The 17739-nt window shown below is 38.8% G+C and carries 14 protein-coding genes, 3 tRNA genes and 1 riboswitch; of the genes, 10 read left to right on the top strand and 7 right to left on the bottom strand.

Annotation, left to right across the window (positions count from 1 at the left end; translation table 11 throughout):
* Positions 1–21 precede the first annotated feature (21 nt).
* On the top strand, positions 22–1548 hold the full coding sequence (locus ACMGDK_RS07925; RefSeq protein WP_436807434.1) for a trypsin-like peptidase domain-containing protein: 1527 nt from the start codon (positions 22–24) through the stop codon (positions 1546–1548).
* 59 nt (positions 1549–1607) lie between these two features.
* On the opposite strand, the gene ACMGDK_RS07930 is transcribed toward ACMGDK_RS07925, so the two are convergent.
* From ACMGDK_RS07930 to ACMGDK_RS07940, 3 genes are all read right to left on the bottom strand, one after another.
* On the bottom strand, positions 1608–2063 hold the full coding sequence (locus ACMGDK_RS07930; RefSeq protein ID WP_111957020.1) for a hypothetical protein: 456 nt from the start codon (positions 2061–2063) through the stop codon (positions 1608–1610).
* The gene (locus ACMGDK_RS07935) at positions 2063–2443 is read right to left on the bottom strand and encodes a RidA family protein (protein WP_062700765.1); all 381 of its coding nucleotides are present in this window, start codon (positions 2441–2443) and stop codon (positions 2063–2065) included. The genes ACMGDK_RS07930 and ACMGDK_RS07935 overlap by 1 nt, the downstream gene beginning before the upstream one ends.
* Positions 2444–2588: 145 nt before the next feature.
* A complete protein-coding gene (locus tag ACMGDK_RS07940) occupies positions 2589–5174 on the bottom strand; it encodes a putative LPS assembly protein LptD (protein WP_436807435.1) in 2586 nt (861 codons plus the stop codon).
* A gap of 51 nt (positions 5175–5225) precedes the next feature.
* Here ACMGDK_RS07940 and ACMGDK_RS07945 point away from each other — a divergent pair, with 51 nt between their 5' ends.
* From ACMGDK_RS07945 to ACMGDK_RS07985, 9 genes are all read left to right on the top strand, one after another.
* Complete coding sequence (locus ACMGDK_RS07945) at positions 5226–6515, top strand: N-acetylmuramoyl-L-alanine amidase family protein (RefSeq protein ID WP_436807436.1); 1290 nt, start codon at positions 5226–5228, stop codon at positions 6513–6515.
* 58 nt (positions 6516–6573) lie between these two features.
* Positions 6574–6648 (top strand) — tRNA-Glu (locus tag ACMGDK_RS07950).
* 11 nt (positions 6649–6659) lie between these two features.
* Positions 6660–6980 (top strand): hypothetical protein, encoded by a 321-nt coding sequence (locus ACMGDK_RS07955; RefSeq protein ID WP_111957012.1) that lies wholly within the window; start codon positions 6660–6662, stop codon positions 6978–6980.
* A gap of 67 nt (positions 6981–7047) precedes the next feature.
* Positions 7048–7302, top strand: coding sequence for a 30S ribosomal protein S20 (rpsT, locus tag ACMGDK_RS07960; protein ID WP_040993501.1), 255 nt, complete (start codon positions 7048–7050; stop codon positions 7300–7302).
* Positions 7303–7312: 10 nt separating this feature from the next.
* Positions 7313–7384 (top strand) — tRNA-Glu (locus ACMGDK_RS07965).
* A 94-nt stretch (positions 7385–7478) separates the two neighbouring features.
* Positions 7479–7550: transfer RNA gene (locus ACMGDK_RS07970), tRNA-Glu, on the top strand.
* Positions 7551–7699: 149 nt separating this feature from the next.
* Positions 7700–8356, top strand: coding sequence for a FadR/GntR family transcriptional regulator (locus tag ACMGDK_RS07975; protein WP_436807437.1), 657 nt, complete (start codon positions 7700–7702; stop codon positions 8354–8356).
* Between the two features lie 54 nt (positions 8357–8410).
* Positions 8411–9616: an MFS transporter gene (locus tag ACMGDK_RS07980; protein ID WP_436807438.1), complete on the top strand. Its 1206-nt coding sequence runs from the start codon at positions 8411–8413 to the stop codon at positions 9614–9616.
* Positions 9617–9794: 178 nt separating this feature from the next.
* Positions 9795–10568 carry a T9SS type A sorting domain-containing protein gene (locus ACMGDK_RS07985; RefSeq protein WP_436807439.1) on the top strand — a complete coding sequence of 258 codons (774 nt, stop codon included), beginning with the start codon at positions 9795–9797 and terminating at the stop codon, positions 10566–10568.
* A 126-nt stretch (positions 10569–10694) separates the two neighbouring features.
* Here ACMGDK_RS07985 and ACMGDK_RS07990 read toward each other — a convergent pair whose 3' ends face one another.
* The 4 genes from ACMGDK_RS07990 to ACMGDK_RS08005 are packed head-to-tail and all read right to left on the bottom strand — an operon-like array spanning position 10695 to position 17349.
* On the bottom strand, positions 10695–12983 hold the full coding sequence (locus ACMGDK_RS07990) for a T9SS type A sorting domain-containing protein (RefSeq protein WP_436807440.1): 2289 nt from the start codon (positions 12981–12983) through the stop codon (positions 10695–10697).
* Positions 12984–13021: 38 nt separating this feature from the next.
* Positions 13022–14230, bottom strand: a complete 1209-nt coding sequence (locus tag ACMGDK_RS07995) for a cell surface protein (RefSeq protein ID WP_436807441.1) — start codon at positions 14228–14230, stop codon at positions 13022–13024.
* 15 nt (positions 14231–14245) lie between these two features.
* Positions 14246–15379 (bottom strand): YncE family protein, encoded by a 1134-nt coding sequence (locus ACMGDK_RS08000; RefSeq protein ID WP_436807442.1) that lies wholly within the window; start codon positions 15377–15379, stop codon positions 14246–14248.
* A complete protein-coding gene (locus ACMGDK_RS08005; protein ID WP_436807443.1) occupies positions 15376–17349 on the bottom strand; it encodes a TonB-dependent receptor plug domain-containing protein in 1974 nt (657 codons plus the stop codon). Before ACMGDK_RS08005 ends, ACMGDK_RS08000 begins: the two co-directional genes overlap by 4 nt.
* A 166-nt stretch (positions 17350–17515) precedes the next feature.
* Positions 17516–17702: riboswitch (cobalamin riboswitch) on the bottom strand.
* Positions 17703–17739 lie beyond the last annotated feature (37 nt).

The raw sequence follows: 17739 nt of genomic DNA on the forward strand, positions 1-17739 counted from the left end.
TAAAAAAAAGAAAGATATACAATGAAGAGTACTTTAAAAAAACTATTACCATTTGCAGTAGTGGGAGTTGTCTCAGGAGCTACTACCGTTGGGACACTACAATATTTCGGTCAGCATTCAAATAACGGTGACCAGTCTTACTTCACAGCAGCAGCCCCTAATGCTTCATTTGTAGGAATGAATACAGCAACTGTAGGTGATGATTTCGTAAAAGCATCAAAAACTACGGTTCCGGCTGTTGTTACCATCAAAAATTATCAGAGCAGATCAACGAGCAGAGCTTCAGAACAGGATCTGTTTGATTTCTTCTTCGGAGATCCTTTCGGAGGCAGAGGCCAGCAGAGACAGAAGCAGCAGGTCCCGGACAATATGCCATCAGGGATGGGTTCAGGGGTGATCATTTCACCGGACGGATATATCATCTCCAACAATCATGTTGTTGCAGGAGCAAATAAGCTGGAAGTTGTTTTAAGTAACAAGAAATCTTACATCGCTACTCTTGTAGGGACAGATCCAAACACGGACATTTCTTTACTTAAAATTGAAGAGAAAGGGCTTCCTTATCTAAATTTTGCCAATTCAGATAATATTGAAGTCGGACAGTGGGTACTTGCGGTAGGAAATCCACTTGGATTGAATTCCACAGTAACGGCAGGTATTGTCTCGGCTAAAGGTAGAGGAATTGGTATCCTGGGAGGACAGGGCAAAGCTACCAATCCTATTGAAAGCTTTATTCAGACTGACGCAGCAATTAATCCGGGTAACTCGGGAGGAGCGTTGGTTAATGTAAATGGTGATCTAATCGGGATCAACTCTGCGATCCAGTCTACCACAGGATATTACCAGGGATACGGATTTGCTGTTCCGGCTAATTTAGCGAGAAAAATTGTTGAAGATATCAAGAAATTCGGAATCGTACAGAGAGGATTCTTAGGTGTTTCGTCTTTAGATCTTTCTAATGATCAGCAGGTAACGGCATACAATAAGCAGTTTAAAACTGATATCAAGGCCGGTTCAGGAGTATACGTAACAGGATTTGGCGATAACAGCGGTGCAGAGGATGCAGGCCTGAGAAAAGGTGACGTCATCACTAAAATAGATGCTTACGATATCACCGATTTCGCAGATCTTTCCATGTCTATCGGAAGCAAGCGCCCAGGTGATAAAGTTCAGGTGACTTATTTAAGAAATGGCAAAGCAAACACCACTACAGTAACGCTGAAAGATCAGAAAGGAGGGACTTCCACAAGAACCAAAGCTGATTTGAGTGTAACTGAAAAAATAGGGGCCGATTTTGATCCGCTTAATGAAAGATTCAAAACAGAATATGGTTTAAACAGTGGCGTTGTTGCTAAAAATGTAAGTGAAGGAAGCGAGATGGCTAAAATCGGAATCGTGGATAATTATATCATTATTGAGATCAACGGTAAGCCTGTCAATTCACAGAAAGATGTAGAAAAGATCCTGGATAAATACCAGGGCAATGTACAGGTAAAATTTGTGGATGATTACGGAAGAATCTATACGAAAGGATTTAAGATGCCTTAATAGCCACAGACAATAGTCTTTTATATCAACAAAAAAACGCTGCAGATTTGCAGCGTTTTTTATTTTGTTTTATTCATTTTATCAGCGATCTTCTTTTTCTTATTCCGTTCATAAATAATCTCTACGATCTTACCCCCAATCCATGAAAATGGGAAAAACGTAAGAAAAATAGATATTTTATAAAAGGTAGGATGGTATGGAAATACAATAACATCCAGCATGGCTATGAACAGCATAATGAAACCGATAAGAATAGCATACGCCACCTTGGCATACTTTACAATAAGTGCAGTAGCCACTCCTCCTATGGTTGTTCCCAGCCCTGAAATAAACAGCAGAAATCCGAAAAATGCATTATCGCCTCTCATACTGTAAAGAAATCTCTGCCAGTGCTCAAAAGGAGCAAAAGCTTCGAAAGTGATCCATTGCGGAAAAACCCTTATACCAAGAGTAATAATAAGCCCGGCTATTCCAAGGCCTACAAGAACCGCAATTGTATTTCTTATAAAATTCATTAATCCTGATGTGCGATCATAGAAATTTCAATATCAACATTCTTAGGCAGGCAGGAAACCTGTACAGTTTCACGAGCCGGATAGCTGTCTGCATCAAGGTATGAAGCATAAATATCATTCATTACTGCAAAATCGTCCATACTTTTAAGGAAGATGGTAGCCTTCACTACATTCTTAAATGTCATCCCCGCTTCAGTAAGAATAGCCTCAAGGTTTTTCATCACCTGATGCGTTTCCTTTTCAATTCCCTCTACCAGTTTACCAGTTGCAGGATCTACAGGGATCTGTCCGGAAATATATAAAACTCCGTTGGCCATATTAGCTTGTGAGTAAGGCCCGATTGCTGCAGGTGCATTAACTGTGTTGATTATTTGTTTCATATGTGGATATTTATTTTTTTCAAAGGTCATCATGTAATTACCATCATCTGCATTTGTTGGTTAACAAATTTGGGCGACAGTGATTTCATGAGAATTTATTTTGGTTGCAAATATAAAATTTATATTTACAATTGTCAATCTGATATTAGAAAGGTGCACCTGGCTGCGTAAAACTTCTGTCTTTGTATTTCAATGCATCACTTAAGATGTTAGCTTTGATACCAATAAAGAAGTCATATACCTTATACTGCCCGAAAGGAACCCAGTTGAAGTTGATCGTGAAACTTCGCTGATCTCTGGAAAACCCAATTCTTGTATAGGCCAGATCTTTCGTCACAAGATCAAAGTGCGTACTTCCGTTGATATTCCAGTACGGAGTAAGCTTGATGCTGCCGTCCAGACCTATTGAAGCAATCTTGGTACCAAGTGCCGAGAGTCCCTTTGAATAAGCATAGTTGGCATTGATATTCAAAGTCCATGCCTGGTCGAAATGGGCATAATTATCATCATCAAAGTAATAATTTTCATTTCTTATTTCTCCTTTTGCCGGATACTTTTTAGCATAATCTGTTTTTTCGCCAAAGAGTTCGCTGCTTAAAGGATATGATAACTGTACATTGAAACCCTGCACACTGAAATGTCCAAACTGCTCCGTTCTCACTCCCTGTGTCGCACCCGGAGCAAAGACGATCTTATAAGGCTCCAGTGAAAGACTGGTATTCACATTTAATTTATTATTAAAGAAAGAAGACTGCCCGTTGATGCTGAATACGGACCATGGATGATCTTTTGCTGCAAAATTGTAGTTCCCTGAAAGGTTAAGAGATTCAAAGATCTTTATTTTCTTTACGCCGGTAGAATCAGTTTTAGACTTCACTTTCATTTCGATATTGTTTCCAATATTAAAACCTAAGGCTCCTACTACCCCGCTTGACGGGCTTCCCACAATTCCTTTTTCAAAGATAGAATAAGGGGTCAAAGCACCTTCTGCATTATAATAGTTTTTATAATACCCGAAACCAGGGCTTGAGAAATCAGGAGAATAAGTGAAGCTAAGACTTGGTGTCATCATATGTCTTACTGCTTCTACCGCAGAACCTTTTTTAAACTTAAGCATACCATAAAGAGTAGTCTGAAGACTGGCAGATGAAGAGAAGGTAGAATATCCGGCAATATTTTTCTGAATTTCGTCCACATCCGCATTCTTTACAGGATCATAATATTTTTTAAGTGTTTTGGTCGTTAAAGCATTATCAATGTTCGCACTCAAGCTGAATGTAAAATATTTCGCTACCGTTGTATTGGTACCCAATGCAATATTATTTTTCAGTCCTGTCTGCATTTTATCCCACATTGCCTTTGTAAAAAGTTCGTTTTCCTGCGTACTTACAAAGTTGGTCAGGTTGAAACCTGTGTTCACCGTAATATTTTCAAGAAGTCCTTGTCTTACTCCTGTTTTAGACCCAAAGAGATAAAACTGATTGATCGCCACATTCATCTGAGGAAGACGAAGATCTGCAAGCCCAGTCGCAAAGTTTTGAGAATATGATGCTGTCCCGGTAATGGTTGCAGGCAGCTTCAAAAATCTTTTTGTGACTGTTACCGCTGAACTCTGCTGTGTATTCAGCACATTCTGGTTAAAAATATAATTGTTATTAAGCGGATTGTTGTAAAACTTGGTACTTACGATATCCACCGAAGCACTGAAGGTCAGGAAAGGATTCGCCTTTGTGTCCTGAGTGTGCGTCCATGCAATTCTGTATGTGCTGTTTTTGGTATAATCATCCAAACCTTTAATTCCTCTTACCATGGTTCCCACATCCGCTGTAAAAGTTCCGGAATACCTATATTTCTTCAGATAGTTCATCTGTGGCCTTAAGTTCCAGCTGCCTTTGGTATAAATATCGGCAAGTATTTTAAGGTCAAAATGTTCACCTATAGGCTGGTAGTAGCCCAATCCGTTAAGGAAAAATCCTACATCTTCCCTTTCCCCAAAACTCGGGATAAGAATACCGGCTGCCCTTTTATCTGAAAACGGAAGAATGGCAAACGGCAGAATAAGAGGAGTCGGCACCCTTTCTATATACATTTGGATAGGTCCTGTAACAATCTGCGATTTATTTTTTGTTTTGATCAGCTTAATGTTGGAAGCCCGCATAAAGTAATCCGAGGCCGTGTCTTTTTTCTTGATATAGTATTCATCTGTTGTATAATCTGCGTTTCTCATGGCAAAAACAGAATCATTATATTTTTTGGTTTTCTGTGCGGTGATTACCCCTTCGCTTTCTTCTGTTCTGGCATTAAAAGCAATGGCCTGCTTGGTTTTGGTATTATAACTGAACTCATTGGTCTCGTACTTCTTGCCAGCCTGAGTGGTAATTACAGGTTCTATGATCTTGCCTAAAGAGTCCTGCTTTCCGCGGGCGTAGATCAGGTTTTTGTTGTCATCGATAGAGATATAATCTGCATCAATCTGCATATCCTGGTATTTTACCTGGGCATTTTTATTCAGAAATGTCATTTTTTTTGGAACATCTCTACGCTGATCATCCGCTTTTGTATGAAGAATATCATCTAAAGCTTCCTTTTTTACAACAATGGTATCCTTTTTGGGAATAGTATCATTAACCACATTTTTAGGCAATTTTTCAGGGGTTTTCTGTGCTAAAAAATTGTTAAAAATTAGGATAATTAAAATTTGTAATATATTTTTGAGGACGGTTTTGGCCAATTTTATTCTTTAATTAAGGCTCAAAATTAGTATAATTTTTAAAACTGTAAGATGTACAAACAAAAATTTAAAATAATTTTATCATTTCTCCTTCTTCTTTCCAGCATTTTAATTTTTTCACAAAAGAAATTTACGATCGTTCTGGACGCTGGTCATGGGGGAAGTGACCACGGAGCGAACAGAACTTATGCAGATATCGGAAGGGTTGCAGAAAAAGACGTTACGCTTGCCGTTACTCTAAAAGTTGGGGCTATGTTGGAAAAAAACAGAGATTTCAAAGTTATATATACGCGTAAATTCGATGAATATCCTTCTCTTTCGGACAGAACCAATCTGGCCAACAGGAGTAAAGCTGATCTTTTTGTCTCTATCCACTGTAATTCTTCACAGAGACCTACAGCTTACGGAACCGAAACTTATGTACAGGGACCCAACCAGAATGATGAAAACCTGGAAGTGGCAAAAAGAGAAAACGATGTGATATTTCTTGATGAAAAAGACAGACAGACCTTCGGATCTTACAATCCAAGCTCGCCGGAATCTCTTATTGCACTAAAACTTCAGCAGAACAAATACCTTGAATCAAGTTTGCTGCTTGGCGGACTGGTGGAAGGTAATTTTGTAAACAAGGATAAAAGATTTTCAAGAGGTGTTTTCCAGAAAAACCTTCACGTACTTCGTATGAATGCGATGCCTTCTGTACTGATAGAAACAGGTTTCATCAACCATCCTGAAGAAAGCCACTATCTTGCTTCTGATAAGGGACAAACCGAAATTGCGGAAAGCATCTATAATGCGATCATCGATTATAAGAAAGCAATTGACAGAAAAACAGGCGGATCTTCTATTACTGCCAAAAAACCTGAACCTGAAAAGCCTGCTGAATCTCCTTTAAAAAATGATTTCAGGATTTTACTACTGAGCTCCCCTGTTAAATACAATGACGGAGACCCGGCTTTAAAGGGCTTAAACTATATTCTCCCTATTAAAGACAACGGACAGTACAAATATTACTATGGGGTTACCAATATGGCTTCGATCAGAGATATCAACCTTAAAACAGCTAAGGATGCAGGATTCAGAAATGCTTATGCAGTAGGATTTATGCCTAATCAAAAACTGTTGACGGGATATTATACCATTGAGGTCTATACAGGCGATAAATTAAATGGCAATTCGTTTATTCTTCAGACATTGAAAGATGTGGAAAGAAATAAAAACAATGGAGTGTTTTATTACACGTATGGTAAGGTATTTACTTTAGAGGATGCTGTAAAGCTTCAAAAAGACCTTGAATCCAAGGGAATCAAGAATACGATTATCCAAAAAGTTTTTAAATAACGTAAAAAATAATTTTGAAGTTAAAAAGTTAATCATTACTTTTGCAACCTCAAAATTTGGCCTATTCGTCTAGTGGTTAGGACTCAAGATTTTCATTCTTGCAACAGGGGTTCGATTCCCCTATAGGCTACCAAATTTGATATCATGCCGGATTTAAAAATACAGGAAGCAAAACTTCTTTTTAAGAAAATCCACTCTAACCCAAAAAGTTATGATTTACAAATCAATGAAGAGGGGATTACAGGCAGAGATGATAAGATAAGTTTCAGACTTTACAGGACAGGAGAACGGGTTGCCTTTGAAGTAACAATTGACGGACTTTCCTTTACCAATACCACTGGAGAATGGAACAATGCGATGATCATGCTAAGCAGCACGATCAAGAAAATAGAACGAGAACAAGAGAATTTAAAAATAGAACAAGCAATAGATAAACTCAGAAAATACCTGTCCGAAGAAAATTGAAAAATTTTAAAAAATAATTTGGCAGATTAAAAAAAAGTTTATAGTTTTGCACTCACATTTGAACGATATGGCAAATCATAAATCAGCATTAAAAAGAATCAGACAAAACGAAGTTAGAAAAGTTCGTAACAGATATTATCACAAGACTGCTAGAACAGCTCTTAAGGTCTTGAGAAATGAAGAAAACAAAGCTGCTGCTACAGAGCAACTGCCAAAAGTTATCGCTTTATTGGATAAATTAGCTAAAAGAAATATTATCCACAAGAACAAAGCGGCTAACTTGAAAAGCAAATTGACAAAGCACGTTAATAAATTAGCGTAAAAGTATAGTAGGCCCGTTCGTCTATCGGTTAGGACCTCAGATTTTCATTCTGGTAAGAGGGGTTCGATTCCCCTACGGGCTACAAAACTTAATCACTACTAACCGAGTGGTTAATAAGAATTGAAACTTATAAAAACAAAAATCTAACCCGCTAATTTATTTAGTGTTAGATAGATGGCCCGTTCGTCTATCGGTTAGGACCTCAGATTTTCATTCTGGTAAGAGGGGTTCGATTCCCCTACGGGCTACTTAAAAAGAGATTCTAATTTTTAGAGTCTCTTTTTATTTATTCTTTAAAATATTTTGTAACACACTCTATCCTCAAATATTTTCACATAAAACATTGTGAGTCTTATTATTTTTTATCTACCTTTGCAATCATCAGATGATAAGATGTATGCAAATTCAAAGAAGAACATTAGCGCAGGAAGTCGCAGACAGATTAATTCAGGGGATTACCAATGAAGAATACCCAGTAGGTGAGAAGCTTCCAATTGAGCCGGAACTGATGAAAATTTATGGAGTTGGGAGATCCAGCATCCGTGAAGCCATAAAAATCTTATCGATAAAAGGAGTCCTGAGTGTACAGCAAGGTGTGGGTACATTTGTTACTTCAAAGAATATTCAGGAATCACTGGAAACTCAGATTTATAACGCTGAATTCAACGAAGTATATGAAGTACGCTCTCTCTTGGATTCAAAAATAGCGGCGAGAGCAGCGGTTCACCACAGCAAAAAGGAACTAGAGACAATTAAAAAGTATCTTGACCTCAGAGATAAGTTTGCAGAAGAAAATCAGGCGTTGGAATGCTATCAGGCTGATATCAACTTTCACATATCTATTGCCGAAGCCTGCGGTAATAATCTCTTGAAAGAAATTTACAAAATAGCAAGTAAAAATATCCTCAGAACTTTTGAAAGCAGTCATAACAACAATACAGACTCTTTTAAGCTTTCTCAAAAGATACATACTGATCTTTATAGCTGTATTGAAAATAAAGACCCTGAAAATGCTGCCCGTATTGCGCAGCTCATTGTTGATAGAGTATACTAGAATAAATTTTTAATAAAATTCATCAGATGATACGATGAATTAAATTTACAATTCATGAAAAATCCACAGACCCAAACAGTTGATACCAATACAATTGTTTACCCTATCTTATTTATGATCAGTTTTTCTCATTTTTTAAATGATCTGATACAGTCTACAATCCCTTCATTATATCCTATTCTAAAAGGGGAATTCAGCCTGTCTTTTTCTCAGATTGGTATTATTACATTGGTATTTCAGCTTACTGCATCTATTTTACAGCCTTTTGTTGGGATTTATACTGATAAAAGACCCAATCCAAGATCTCTGGCAGTAGGAATGGGATTATCAATGGCAGGATTATTACTTTTGGCAGCAGCACATCAATATTATATGATCTTGGTTTCAGTTGCGCTAATCGGGATGGGGTCTTCCATTTTTCATCCTGAGGCTTCCCGAGTTGCACAATTGGCATCCGGCGGACAAAAAGGACTTGCCCAATCCATTTTTCAGGTGGGGGGAAATTCAGGGAGTGCTATTGGCCCTCTATTGGTTGCTTTAGTTGTGCTTCCTTTAGGACAGGGGTATGTCAGTCTTTTCGCTATAGCCGCTTTTATAGGAATTATAGTATTATGGAGAATTGGGAATTGGTATGCGGAAAGATTGTCTCTAAAAAAAACAACTCAGCATTCCAGTAATATTATAACTATAGAACTATCCCGTAAAAAAGTTATATTTTCTATTACAATTCTGCTGGCACTGGTATTTTCCAAATACATTTATTTAGCATCAATGACTAATTATTTTACGTTTTTTCTTATTGATAAATTCCATATTTCTGTAAAAGATTCTCAGCTATATTTATTTATGTTTCTCGCAGCAGTTGCTATAGGAACCATTTTAGGGGGAAAACTGGGTGATAAATACGGAAGGAAGAAAATCATATGGATTTCTATACTTGGAGCCGCCCCTTTCACACTTTGTCTTCCCTATCTTCCGCTAGTATGGACTGTAATATTTGCGGTTTTAATCGGGTTAATTATAGCTTCAGCGTTCTCTGCGATTTTGGTCTATGCCACAGATCTTTTGCCTAACAAAATTGGATTGGTAGCAGGACTATTTTTTGGCTTTATGTTTGGGATGGGCGGAATCGGCTCTGCTGTATTGGGAGCCCTAGCAGATGATACCAGCATTGAATATGTGTTTAAAATCTGTGCATTCTTACCCCTTATGGGCATAATAACTGCTTTTCTGCCTAATATTAAAGGTCGAAAAAAATAATGCCTTTGAAATAAAGTTGATGAACTAACAGATGCAGTATCCTGATAAAATCTCTGCTGAAAATATTTTAAAGATTACAAAACAACATTATAATTCACATTAAGTAGAAATAATATTGCTTATATACACTTTTATGCTTAAATTTGGATTAAACATTAACCAAAAAAACTCTACAAGTATGAAATCTATTCTATTTTCAAAGAGTCGCCTTTTTCAGGCCGCATTATTTTTAGCCTTTTTATTCCAATCAGGCAATACACAGGCGCAGAACAGAATCTATGCCCATGATCAGCTTTCCAATGTGTATGGGGTATGTCTGGCATGTGCTGTACAGAATCCTTTAAATGCCTTGGGAGATAACGAAGACAACTATTCTACCATGGTCATGGGTACCGTTTTACTGGGAGGCGTTGAACAGACCCTTAGATTCCCTGAAGTAAGGCTCAATACTAAATTAGTTATCGGTATCGGCACCAACAACATTCCCCTGACTGTTCAGCTCTTAAGCGGCGTATATATAGAAACGCTAAGCGGAACGACAGCTAATAATGACAGCCAAATGATAACCGGCAACCTGCTGAAGCTTTCAGACAATCCGGCCAGAGCAACTATTGAATTTGTTCCTGTAAGCTCATATGATGCAGTTAAAATAAGGCTGAGTGGTGGTGTACTAAGTCTGGGTGGCGGATTCAGAGTGTATTATGCATACCAGGATCCTCTTTCCACCATTATGGCTTACAGTAAAGGCGGACAAATCACTTTGGGAGGTACTGTTCCATTGGAAGGATCTGAAGTTACCCTAAGAAATACTTCCGGCAAAGAAGTACATCGCTCTACCCTTCGCTCTAAAACCTTTGAGTTGTCTTCCCCACAGCCTGAAGGAATTTATATCCTGACCGTAGAAACGAAAGATAAAAAGACCTATTCGCGTAAGATCAGAATCAATAATTAAAAAATATCAAGGAATCGGGCTGGCTTTTAGCCAGCCCGATTCCCTTTTTTACTGTCTGCTTTAAGCTAAAAAAAACCGGCGGCCCATTTAGGCCGCCGGTTCATTGAAATATATAGACTGTGATGGTTATTTTTTGATCAGCTTCTGCTGGTACATCGCTTTATCAGTTATAGCCTTTAAGATATACACTCCGTTCGGAAGCATACTTACATTAATCTGGCCGTTGTTCAACTGTGTATTTACCATTTTACCGGAAGCATCATAAACAGAAACGTTTAGGATTTTCTCCTGAGTTTTGATAGTCAGAATATCCGTTACAGGGTTCGGATAAATACTAAATTCAATTTTCTTCACTTCTGCTGTAGCCAAAGTAGAAGTTGTACTGGTTACGGTAAGCAGTTTTTCAACTACTTTTCCATTTGAATTAAAGCTGATCTTAATATCAGCCGTTCCCGAAGCAACCGGAGTTAAAACAAGTTCGTCATTCGCATTGATCACTGCAGAAACCACTGCAGGATTTGAATTTGACTTAATTGATTTTACAATAGCTGAGGAAAGATTGTCTTCGTCAGAAACTACTGTTTTCAGGTCAATTACAGAAGCATTATTCACATTAACCTGCGATGGAAATGTACTGCTCACCGTAGGAAGCGTATTATCCGGGAATACTGCCATTGCCGGAAACCAATAATAATCATTAAGCGATTTTGTATTGGTAATGGTTCCGTTAACATTAATAGTGTGGATCCAGTTTTTCTGATAATGCGCACCAAAACCACTTTCAGTAGTGTTTAGAATCAATTCATCAGTAGTTGGATTCACACGAAGTCCCGCACCGTATGGAATTTGCTTATAAGTACCAGCCTGGCCTGGAATTGTGGCAAAATTTTCGTTGAATGTCTTTGTTGTAACATCAAACTTTACAATCTGTGATCCTGAAACAAAGCTGTTAACCGAATTGATCCAGTATAACACATTCTGCTTGCTGCTCGCTGAAAAACTTCCTGCATTCCAGGCTCCCCAAGACCCTAAATATTTAGTGGCTGGAATGGTATATGAAGTAGTAACAAAAGTAGTTGGGTGAATATTCACCACTTTCTGATCCTGAATCGCCCAGATACTTCCGTCTTTCGCCTGAACAATAGAATGGAAAGCTCCCGGAATCGTATTGATAAGAGTATCAGTTGCAGGATCAATGACTAAAATTCCTGCAGACTGCTTCACAGCAAATACATATTTAGAGGAACGGATCATATTTCCAATCTGGCCGGCATATTGGCCGCCACCGCCTGTTCCGGCTATTGCACTTCCAACCTGTAAATTCGCAATATCAAATACATAAATACCGTTCGAAGCTCCGATGTATCCTTTGTTTTCGTTTACTCCAGCAAATGACCTTCCGTCACCTCCACCGATATTATTAAATCCTGCGATTTTCTGCATGGTTTGTGCATTGGCCACTACCAGCCTTCCTCCAGGAGTATATTGCGTATCTCCCCCATCTGCAGCTTGTTTTGAGATAAAATAAAATTTATCTCCGTAGATCGTTCCGTACTGTGTTGTAGCTCCAAAAGCATGATTGTTATTCGCATTGCTGTAGACACGGTAATTGACCTGTCCATTATTGCCAATGAAATTTACAGAACCGTTGGTATGTCCGAACCATTCTTCATTCACCATAAAGTAGCCATCAGTAAAATTGGTAGAAGCAGAAACAACAGCAGTATAAGCAGATACTGGCGTCAATGTTGAAGAAATAGGAAAAGAATTCATCCCCGGGCTGAAATTCCATACATCCCAGGAACCGTTCTGAAGCACACGGGAAGAAGCACCTACCCCTGAATATCCGAAATCGGCATCCGTAGGATCTTTTACCCAATAAGACCAGTAGCTGTTGTACCATCCTGATCCCCAATGATCTGAAGTATCGGCTGCCGTATAATCGTCAAAATCATAAGCAGCTGTATTTACAATACCGTTTGTAGGGTAAAGAGGATACGCTGTATTCCCGTTTTTATAAAGCGTGTTGGCATTTTGCCCGTTAAGATCAAATCCCATTCCTCCGATGGATGTTCCGAACTGTGTTCCCGGATAAAGCAATGTGAAAAATCTATGATCTGCCTGTGCAATGGCTTTCATCATATCTTCTCCGGTAGCATTTCCGTTCCATCGGAAGCCCCATACCAAAGCATCAGGATTCTTGCTGTCGTTCCACTGTACCACGAATGCAGCTTCATTCGTGCCACTTCCCACCCAATACTGGATGTCAGAGAAATTGATGTTGGCAGTTACTGTCGTATTCAGCTGATTGCTGTTGCCCTGAATATCATTTCGGGGCACACCCTGCACTTTTACCTGCGCATTCGTAAAGAACGCAAATAAGAAGAGCATGGTCAAAAGGTAAAACTTTTTCATTTTGAACTCTATTGATTAAAATTTTGTTTTCTGTAGTATTAATTGAAATGCAGGTCATAGGCTCCTGCCACTTCTGTAGAGACTTCTCCAAGCCATCCCGCTTCCTGATTGACTCCCGTGTACACTTTAATAAAATCGATGCCCGGAAGTTTTACATATTTCTCGTTTTTGTCCACAGCCCAGGAAATATCGATGTTTGAAGCTTCATCATTATTCGGAGCGTTGTCTGCATATCCATACTCGTAAGATGTTCCTACCCAATAAGCCCCCGTCCCGCTCTGGTCGTAAAAATTATCCTTCAATCTGGTTCCCGTCAGGCTGTAAGAAGCACCGGAAAGCCACAAAGGATAATAGCTTTGTGCATGGAAGGTATTTTTAGTTTTAAATCCTGAATTCCCAAAATTATCCTGCCATTTGATGTACTCCACATCAGTCTGCCAAAACTCACTTCCGGGAACGGGGGACTTGTTTTCATTGGGTTTGAAATAGGTTATGCTGTAATTTTTAGTGGTTGTATTTTTAAAATATTCGCTGCCGGCAATTTCGTACCATTCGTCTTCGTCGGGTTTTCCGTTTTTGTTTTTATCGTAACCAACCATAATAATTCCAGGCTCACAAGATCCCGATCTGGTTGTGCTGGTATTATTCCCCCAGAATGCATTGCCCAGAATTTTGAAATCCCTTCCCTCAAGATTGGGAATCGTATGATCAAAGCCGAAAGCAACATATCCTCCGAAACCACCAAGCGTGATCATGCTAGAATTTTCTCCTGTCAATGATTCTTTTGCTTTCTGGAGCATATTGGCTTCAGTATTTCCGGTGACGTATTCCGGAACCTCGTTCGTAAACTGCCCTACAGCCGGACGGAATTCAAAAACATTCGAAATATACTTGCTGTAAGGTGTTGATTCTTTATTAACAATGATTGTCGATTTATAGATTTTTACGACTCCTTTTACTTCCACTTTTAAGGTCAAAGGGTAAGTTTTTACAAGAGGACTTACAAAATCCAGCTGCAGATGATCCGAAATAACAGAATCATTGATACTCCAAGTCAGTTTTCCTTCAATTTTTGGATCTATATTCAACAGCTTAAGCCTGTCAACAGTATAGGATTCCTTAAGAGCTTCCGCAGGAAAAGTTACCTCTTCCACGACATCTTCACGATCACTTTTACAGGCTGCCGTTCCCAGCAGAACTGAAGAGAGAAGTATCGTTCTTAAAATATGTTTCGTTTTTCTTTCCATTTTTTTCTGATCCTATTATTTATATAAAAAAGCAAAATGAGCAGGGATATTCCCACCTTCGGTTTTCCACTTGAATTTCCCGCTCTTGTCGAAACAGTATACATATCCGGTGGTCACATAATTTTTTGCATCGGTTAGATAGATGTCTTCTGTATAAGGATTTACAGCAATTCCGTACGGAGCTTTGACCTCATCAACGTATGGCTGGTCAATAATTTTATTAGAAATAATTTGCTCAGTTTTTACATCGATGATTCCGAAGGTCTTGACGTAAGTATGGGTATTGTAATTAAATTCATTTCCATAATAATACAGCTTGTCATTCACGATCGTCATTCCGCTGACTGTCACATGAAAATCTTTTTTAACCGTCCCGGTCGAAGCATCTACAAGGAAAAGACTGGATGGAATATTGTAGTAATCTCCTCTGGAACTCACATACAGATCTCCGTAGTTGTCCTTTTTAATACGGTGAAGATTAATGGCTACATCAATTTTTTTTGTTTCCGTGAATGTATTGAGGTTGATGACAGAAACGGTTTTATCATAATTCGGAAATCTGTAACCTCCGGAATTGGCTACAAAAAGCTGATCTCCCATCACTTCTATCTCTTCCGGCTGATACCCGACTACTACCTGCCTTTCGATGTTCAGGGATGTTGTATCAATTTCCACTACTTTTCCCGAAGGAGAGTTAGGATTCAGTTCTACAGGGCCGGCATAGCTGCTGGCATAGACTTTATTACCTCTAAAAGCCAGATAACGGCAGTTCTGCAGCTGTATGGTTTTGATCCGTTTGGCTGTTTTGGCTTCCAGCACTTCAATTTTATTGGAAACATTCACCACCACATACATTTTGCTACCGTAGATCATGATATGATTTCCCACATCACCCAGTTCTTTTACCACAGAAGGATTGGTTTCTCCGTAAATATTCTTGCGGTAAGTTCCTGTCGCATAATCGAAATAATCGAGCGTACATTTGTTGCTGCCCATATTTCCTTCGTTCAGAAGATAAAAACCTTTAATGGGAGTATCTTCTCCGTTCCTTACCTCTTTTGTCTCCGAGGGAACTATATTGTCATCCGTTCTACACGAGAACAGAAAGAAAAGAGTAAAAGCCAGCAGGCAAAAGTTGAGTTTTTTCATAATGTAAAGCTTACAATAAGTTTAAAATTTCTTCCGGGCATCGGATAATTCCTGACCACATCATAGTATTGATTAAGGACATTATTGACTTCAAAACCGGCTTTAATCTGATGAGAATGCCAGTTGAATTTTTTCTGAACGGATAAATCATGGGTGTACCATGGCTGAAGATAATTGGCTTTGATATTATTCAGCTGGGCATCATAGCGCTCTCCGGTGTACATAAAACTGTAATTGAAACTCCAGTCTTTATAGTCTGCCATCATGGTAAAGGTCAATGCATGCCAGGGCACATAGGAGATCTGGTCCCCGTAATAATCGTCACTTTTATCAGTATAGTCTCCAGCACGCTGATAGGTATAGCTTACCAAAGGTTTCAGTTTCAATTTATTAATATCAAATTCAGCCTGAACATTCACGTCTGCCCCGATGATTTTCACTTCACCCAGGTTCACCATCATCCACCTGAAAAGATTGGTAGTAGGAACGGCGATAATCTTGTTTTCTACTTCATTATAATAGCCATCCACTTTCACATAGATTCCTTTAAAAACTTTATGGTCATAGAGTTTCTGATAGGTAAAACCGGCATCGTACTGATTTGTATATTCCGGTTTCAGCATAACATTCCCGATCATCGTGTAGTATAGATCATTGAAAGTAGGCATCCTGAACACTCTTTTGTAGAAAGTCCGTATGGTAAGATCTTTGGATTCAAAAGGCTGATAGCTCAGGAAAGCGGAAGGAGTCCATTCGGTTTTATCGGGAGATTTTGCATTCATTTTCACTTCTTCATGCACAAAAGTTCCCAGAACATTTCCCAAAAATTTAAACCGGTTCCACTGATAGGTTGTGGCCAAAGAAACGAGCGAAGTATATCGTGTAGGATATGAAAAATCCCTTAGGCTGGCATCCAGATTATTATACTGAAAGTCAAAGCTTGCACTTACATCCCAGTTTTGATTAATAGAATACATATTGGAACTGGAAAAATAAAGTTCTCTCTGAACATACGAATTATCTATCGGCAGAACGGTTGTTGCCACATTCGCCGTATCTAAAAACCGGGTGTAGTCATAGGCAAATTTAGCTTTGAACTGTGTTTCGAATTTTGGAAACAGCTTTTTACGGAAACTGGCCTGGACAAAATAATTTTCATCCAGCATCTGCTGACCTTTAGGCGTGAAATTATTATTAACAATAGCCGTAGGAACTCCACGATCGGAAATATAGCCGTATCCGCGTACACTCCAGCTTCCATCATTAATGGCTCCGTTTAAGGCACCTTCAAAACGTTTCGCCCGGATGTAGGAATCATATCTTCTTGCAATGGTATCATTGGCAACAGATCCGTCAGAATTTTTCTTTTCGTATTTATACTTATACAATCCATCGCTTTGTACAAATTCCGAGCTGAAACTTGCCGAAATTCTCTCTGAAAGCTTCTGTTCCACACGGAAGGAAGGGTTAAATAAACTGATGGTGCCTAATTTCAGCTTAAGCGTCAAGTTGGTCTTCTGATTCCCTTTAAAAACAGGTATTTTAGGTTGAAGATAAATAGATCCGGAAGATCCGAAATCCTTTGCAGGCTGAAAAATTTCACTTTTCTGACCGTTGTATAAAGAAATGGCTTCAAGATCATCCAATGAAAACTTTCCAAGATCCACTATTCCGTTCTGTACATTTCCCAGCTGGATGCCGTCATAGAAAACTCCCACATGCTGGCTTCCCATACTCCGGATATTCACCGTTTTCAGGCCGCCCATCCCGCCATAATCTTTGATCTGAACTCCTGAAAAATACCGTAAAGCATCGGCCACCGACTGACTGTTCAGCCTTTCAAGCTGTTCGCCGGAAAGTACCTGTGCAGGAAGAATTTCTTTAAAATCTTTTTTGTAAAGCTGGATAGGAAGAATAGTTTTCTCCCTGATTGTGTCTCCGGATTGAGAGAATATAAGTTGAGATGCCATCACAAATAATGTGATAACTCCTTTTTTAAACTGTGAAGCAGTACATTTTCTGACCATTAGCTCATTGAGAATAATGCTGACGCTAATGGATATAAGATAGCAAAGATAAAGCGCAGCTGTTACTGCACAGAATCGTTGTTGTCCTAAGCTTTATTCCACGAAAGCATCAAACGTTTATCTTCTGGCAGGTCTTCTGACTTACTCCGTTTTTGAAATCCTTCCCATTAAAAAAAACAGTGGATATACTCTTCAAAAACTTTGATGTGGAGCTTACAGCAGCGGGTCTGTCCCGGATTTTCACCAGGTTCCCTTTTAAGTGCTTTTCACAGCGCACCAGATTGCGGCAAAGATAGAAAATAACTTAATATATGCAATAACGGCATAATAAAT

Source organism: Chryseobacterium hilariae (assembly GCF_051400735.1).
Classification (GTDB): Bacteria; Bacteroidota; Bacteroidia; order Flavobacteriales; family Weeksellaceae; genus Chryseobacterium.

What these genes read in the sequence shown, in the direction of transcription:
- ACMGDK_RS07925 (WP_436807434.1), top strand. Translation starts at nt 22, where the DNA reads ATGAAGAGTACTTTAAAAAAACTATTACCATTTGCAGTAGTGGGAGTT.
- ACMGDK_RS07930 (WP_111957020.1), bottom strand. Translation starts at nt 2,063, where the DNA reads ATGAATTTTATAAGAAATACAATTGCGGTTCTTGTAGGCCTTGGAATA.
- ACMGDK_RS07935 (WP_062700765.1), bottom strand. Translation starts at nt 2,443, where the DNA reads ATGAAACAAATAATCAACACAGTTAATGCACCTGCAGCAATCGGGCCT.
- ACMGDK_RS07945 (WP_436807436.1), top strand. Translation starts at nt 5,226, where the DNA reads ATGTACAAACAAAAATTTAAAATAATTTTATCATTTCTCCTTCTTCTT.
- ACMGDK_RS07955 (WP_111957012.1), top strand. Translation starts at nt 6,660, where the DNA reads ATGCCGGATTTAAAAATACAGGAAGCAAAACTTCTTTTTAAGAAAATC.
- rpsT (WP_040993501.1), top strand. Translation starts at nt 7,048, where the DNA reads ATGGCAAATCATAAATCAGCATTAAAAAGAATCAGACAAAACGAAGTT.
- ACMGDK_RS07975 (WP_436807437.1), top strand. Translation starts at nt 7,700, where the DNA reads ATGCAAATTCAAAGAAGAACATTAGCGCAGGAAGTCGCAGACAGATTA.
- ACMGDK_RS07980 (WP_436807438.1), top strand. Translation starts at nt 8,411, where the DNA reads ATGAAAAATCCACAGACCCAAACAGTTGATACCAATACAATTGTTTAC.
- ACMGDK_RS07985 (WP_436807439.1), top strand. Translation starts at nt 9,795, where the DNA reads ATGAAATCTATTCTATTTTCAAAGAGTCGCCTTTTTCAGGCCGCATTA.
- ACMGDK_RS07990 (WP_436807440.1), bottom strand. Translation starts at nt 12,983, where the DNA reads ATGAAAAAGTTTTACCTTTTGACCATGCTCTTCTTATTTGCGTTCTTT.
- ACMGDK_RS07995 (WP_436807441.1), bottom strand. Translation starts at nt 14,230, where the DNA reads ATGGAAAGAAAAACGAAACATATTTTAAGAACGATACTTCTCTCTTCA.
- ACMGDK_RS08000 (WP_436807442.1), bottom strand. Translation starts at nt 15,379, where the DNA reads ATGAAAAAACTCAACTTTTGCCTGCTGGCTTTTACTCTTTTCTTTCTG.
- ACMGDK_RS08005 (WP_436807443.1), bottom strand. Translation starts at nt 17,349, where the DNA reads ATGGCATCTCAACTTATATTCTCTCAATCCGGAGACACAATCAGGGAG.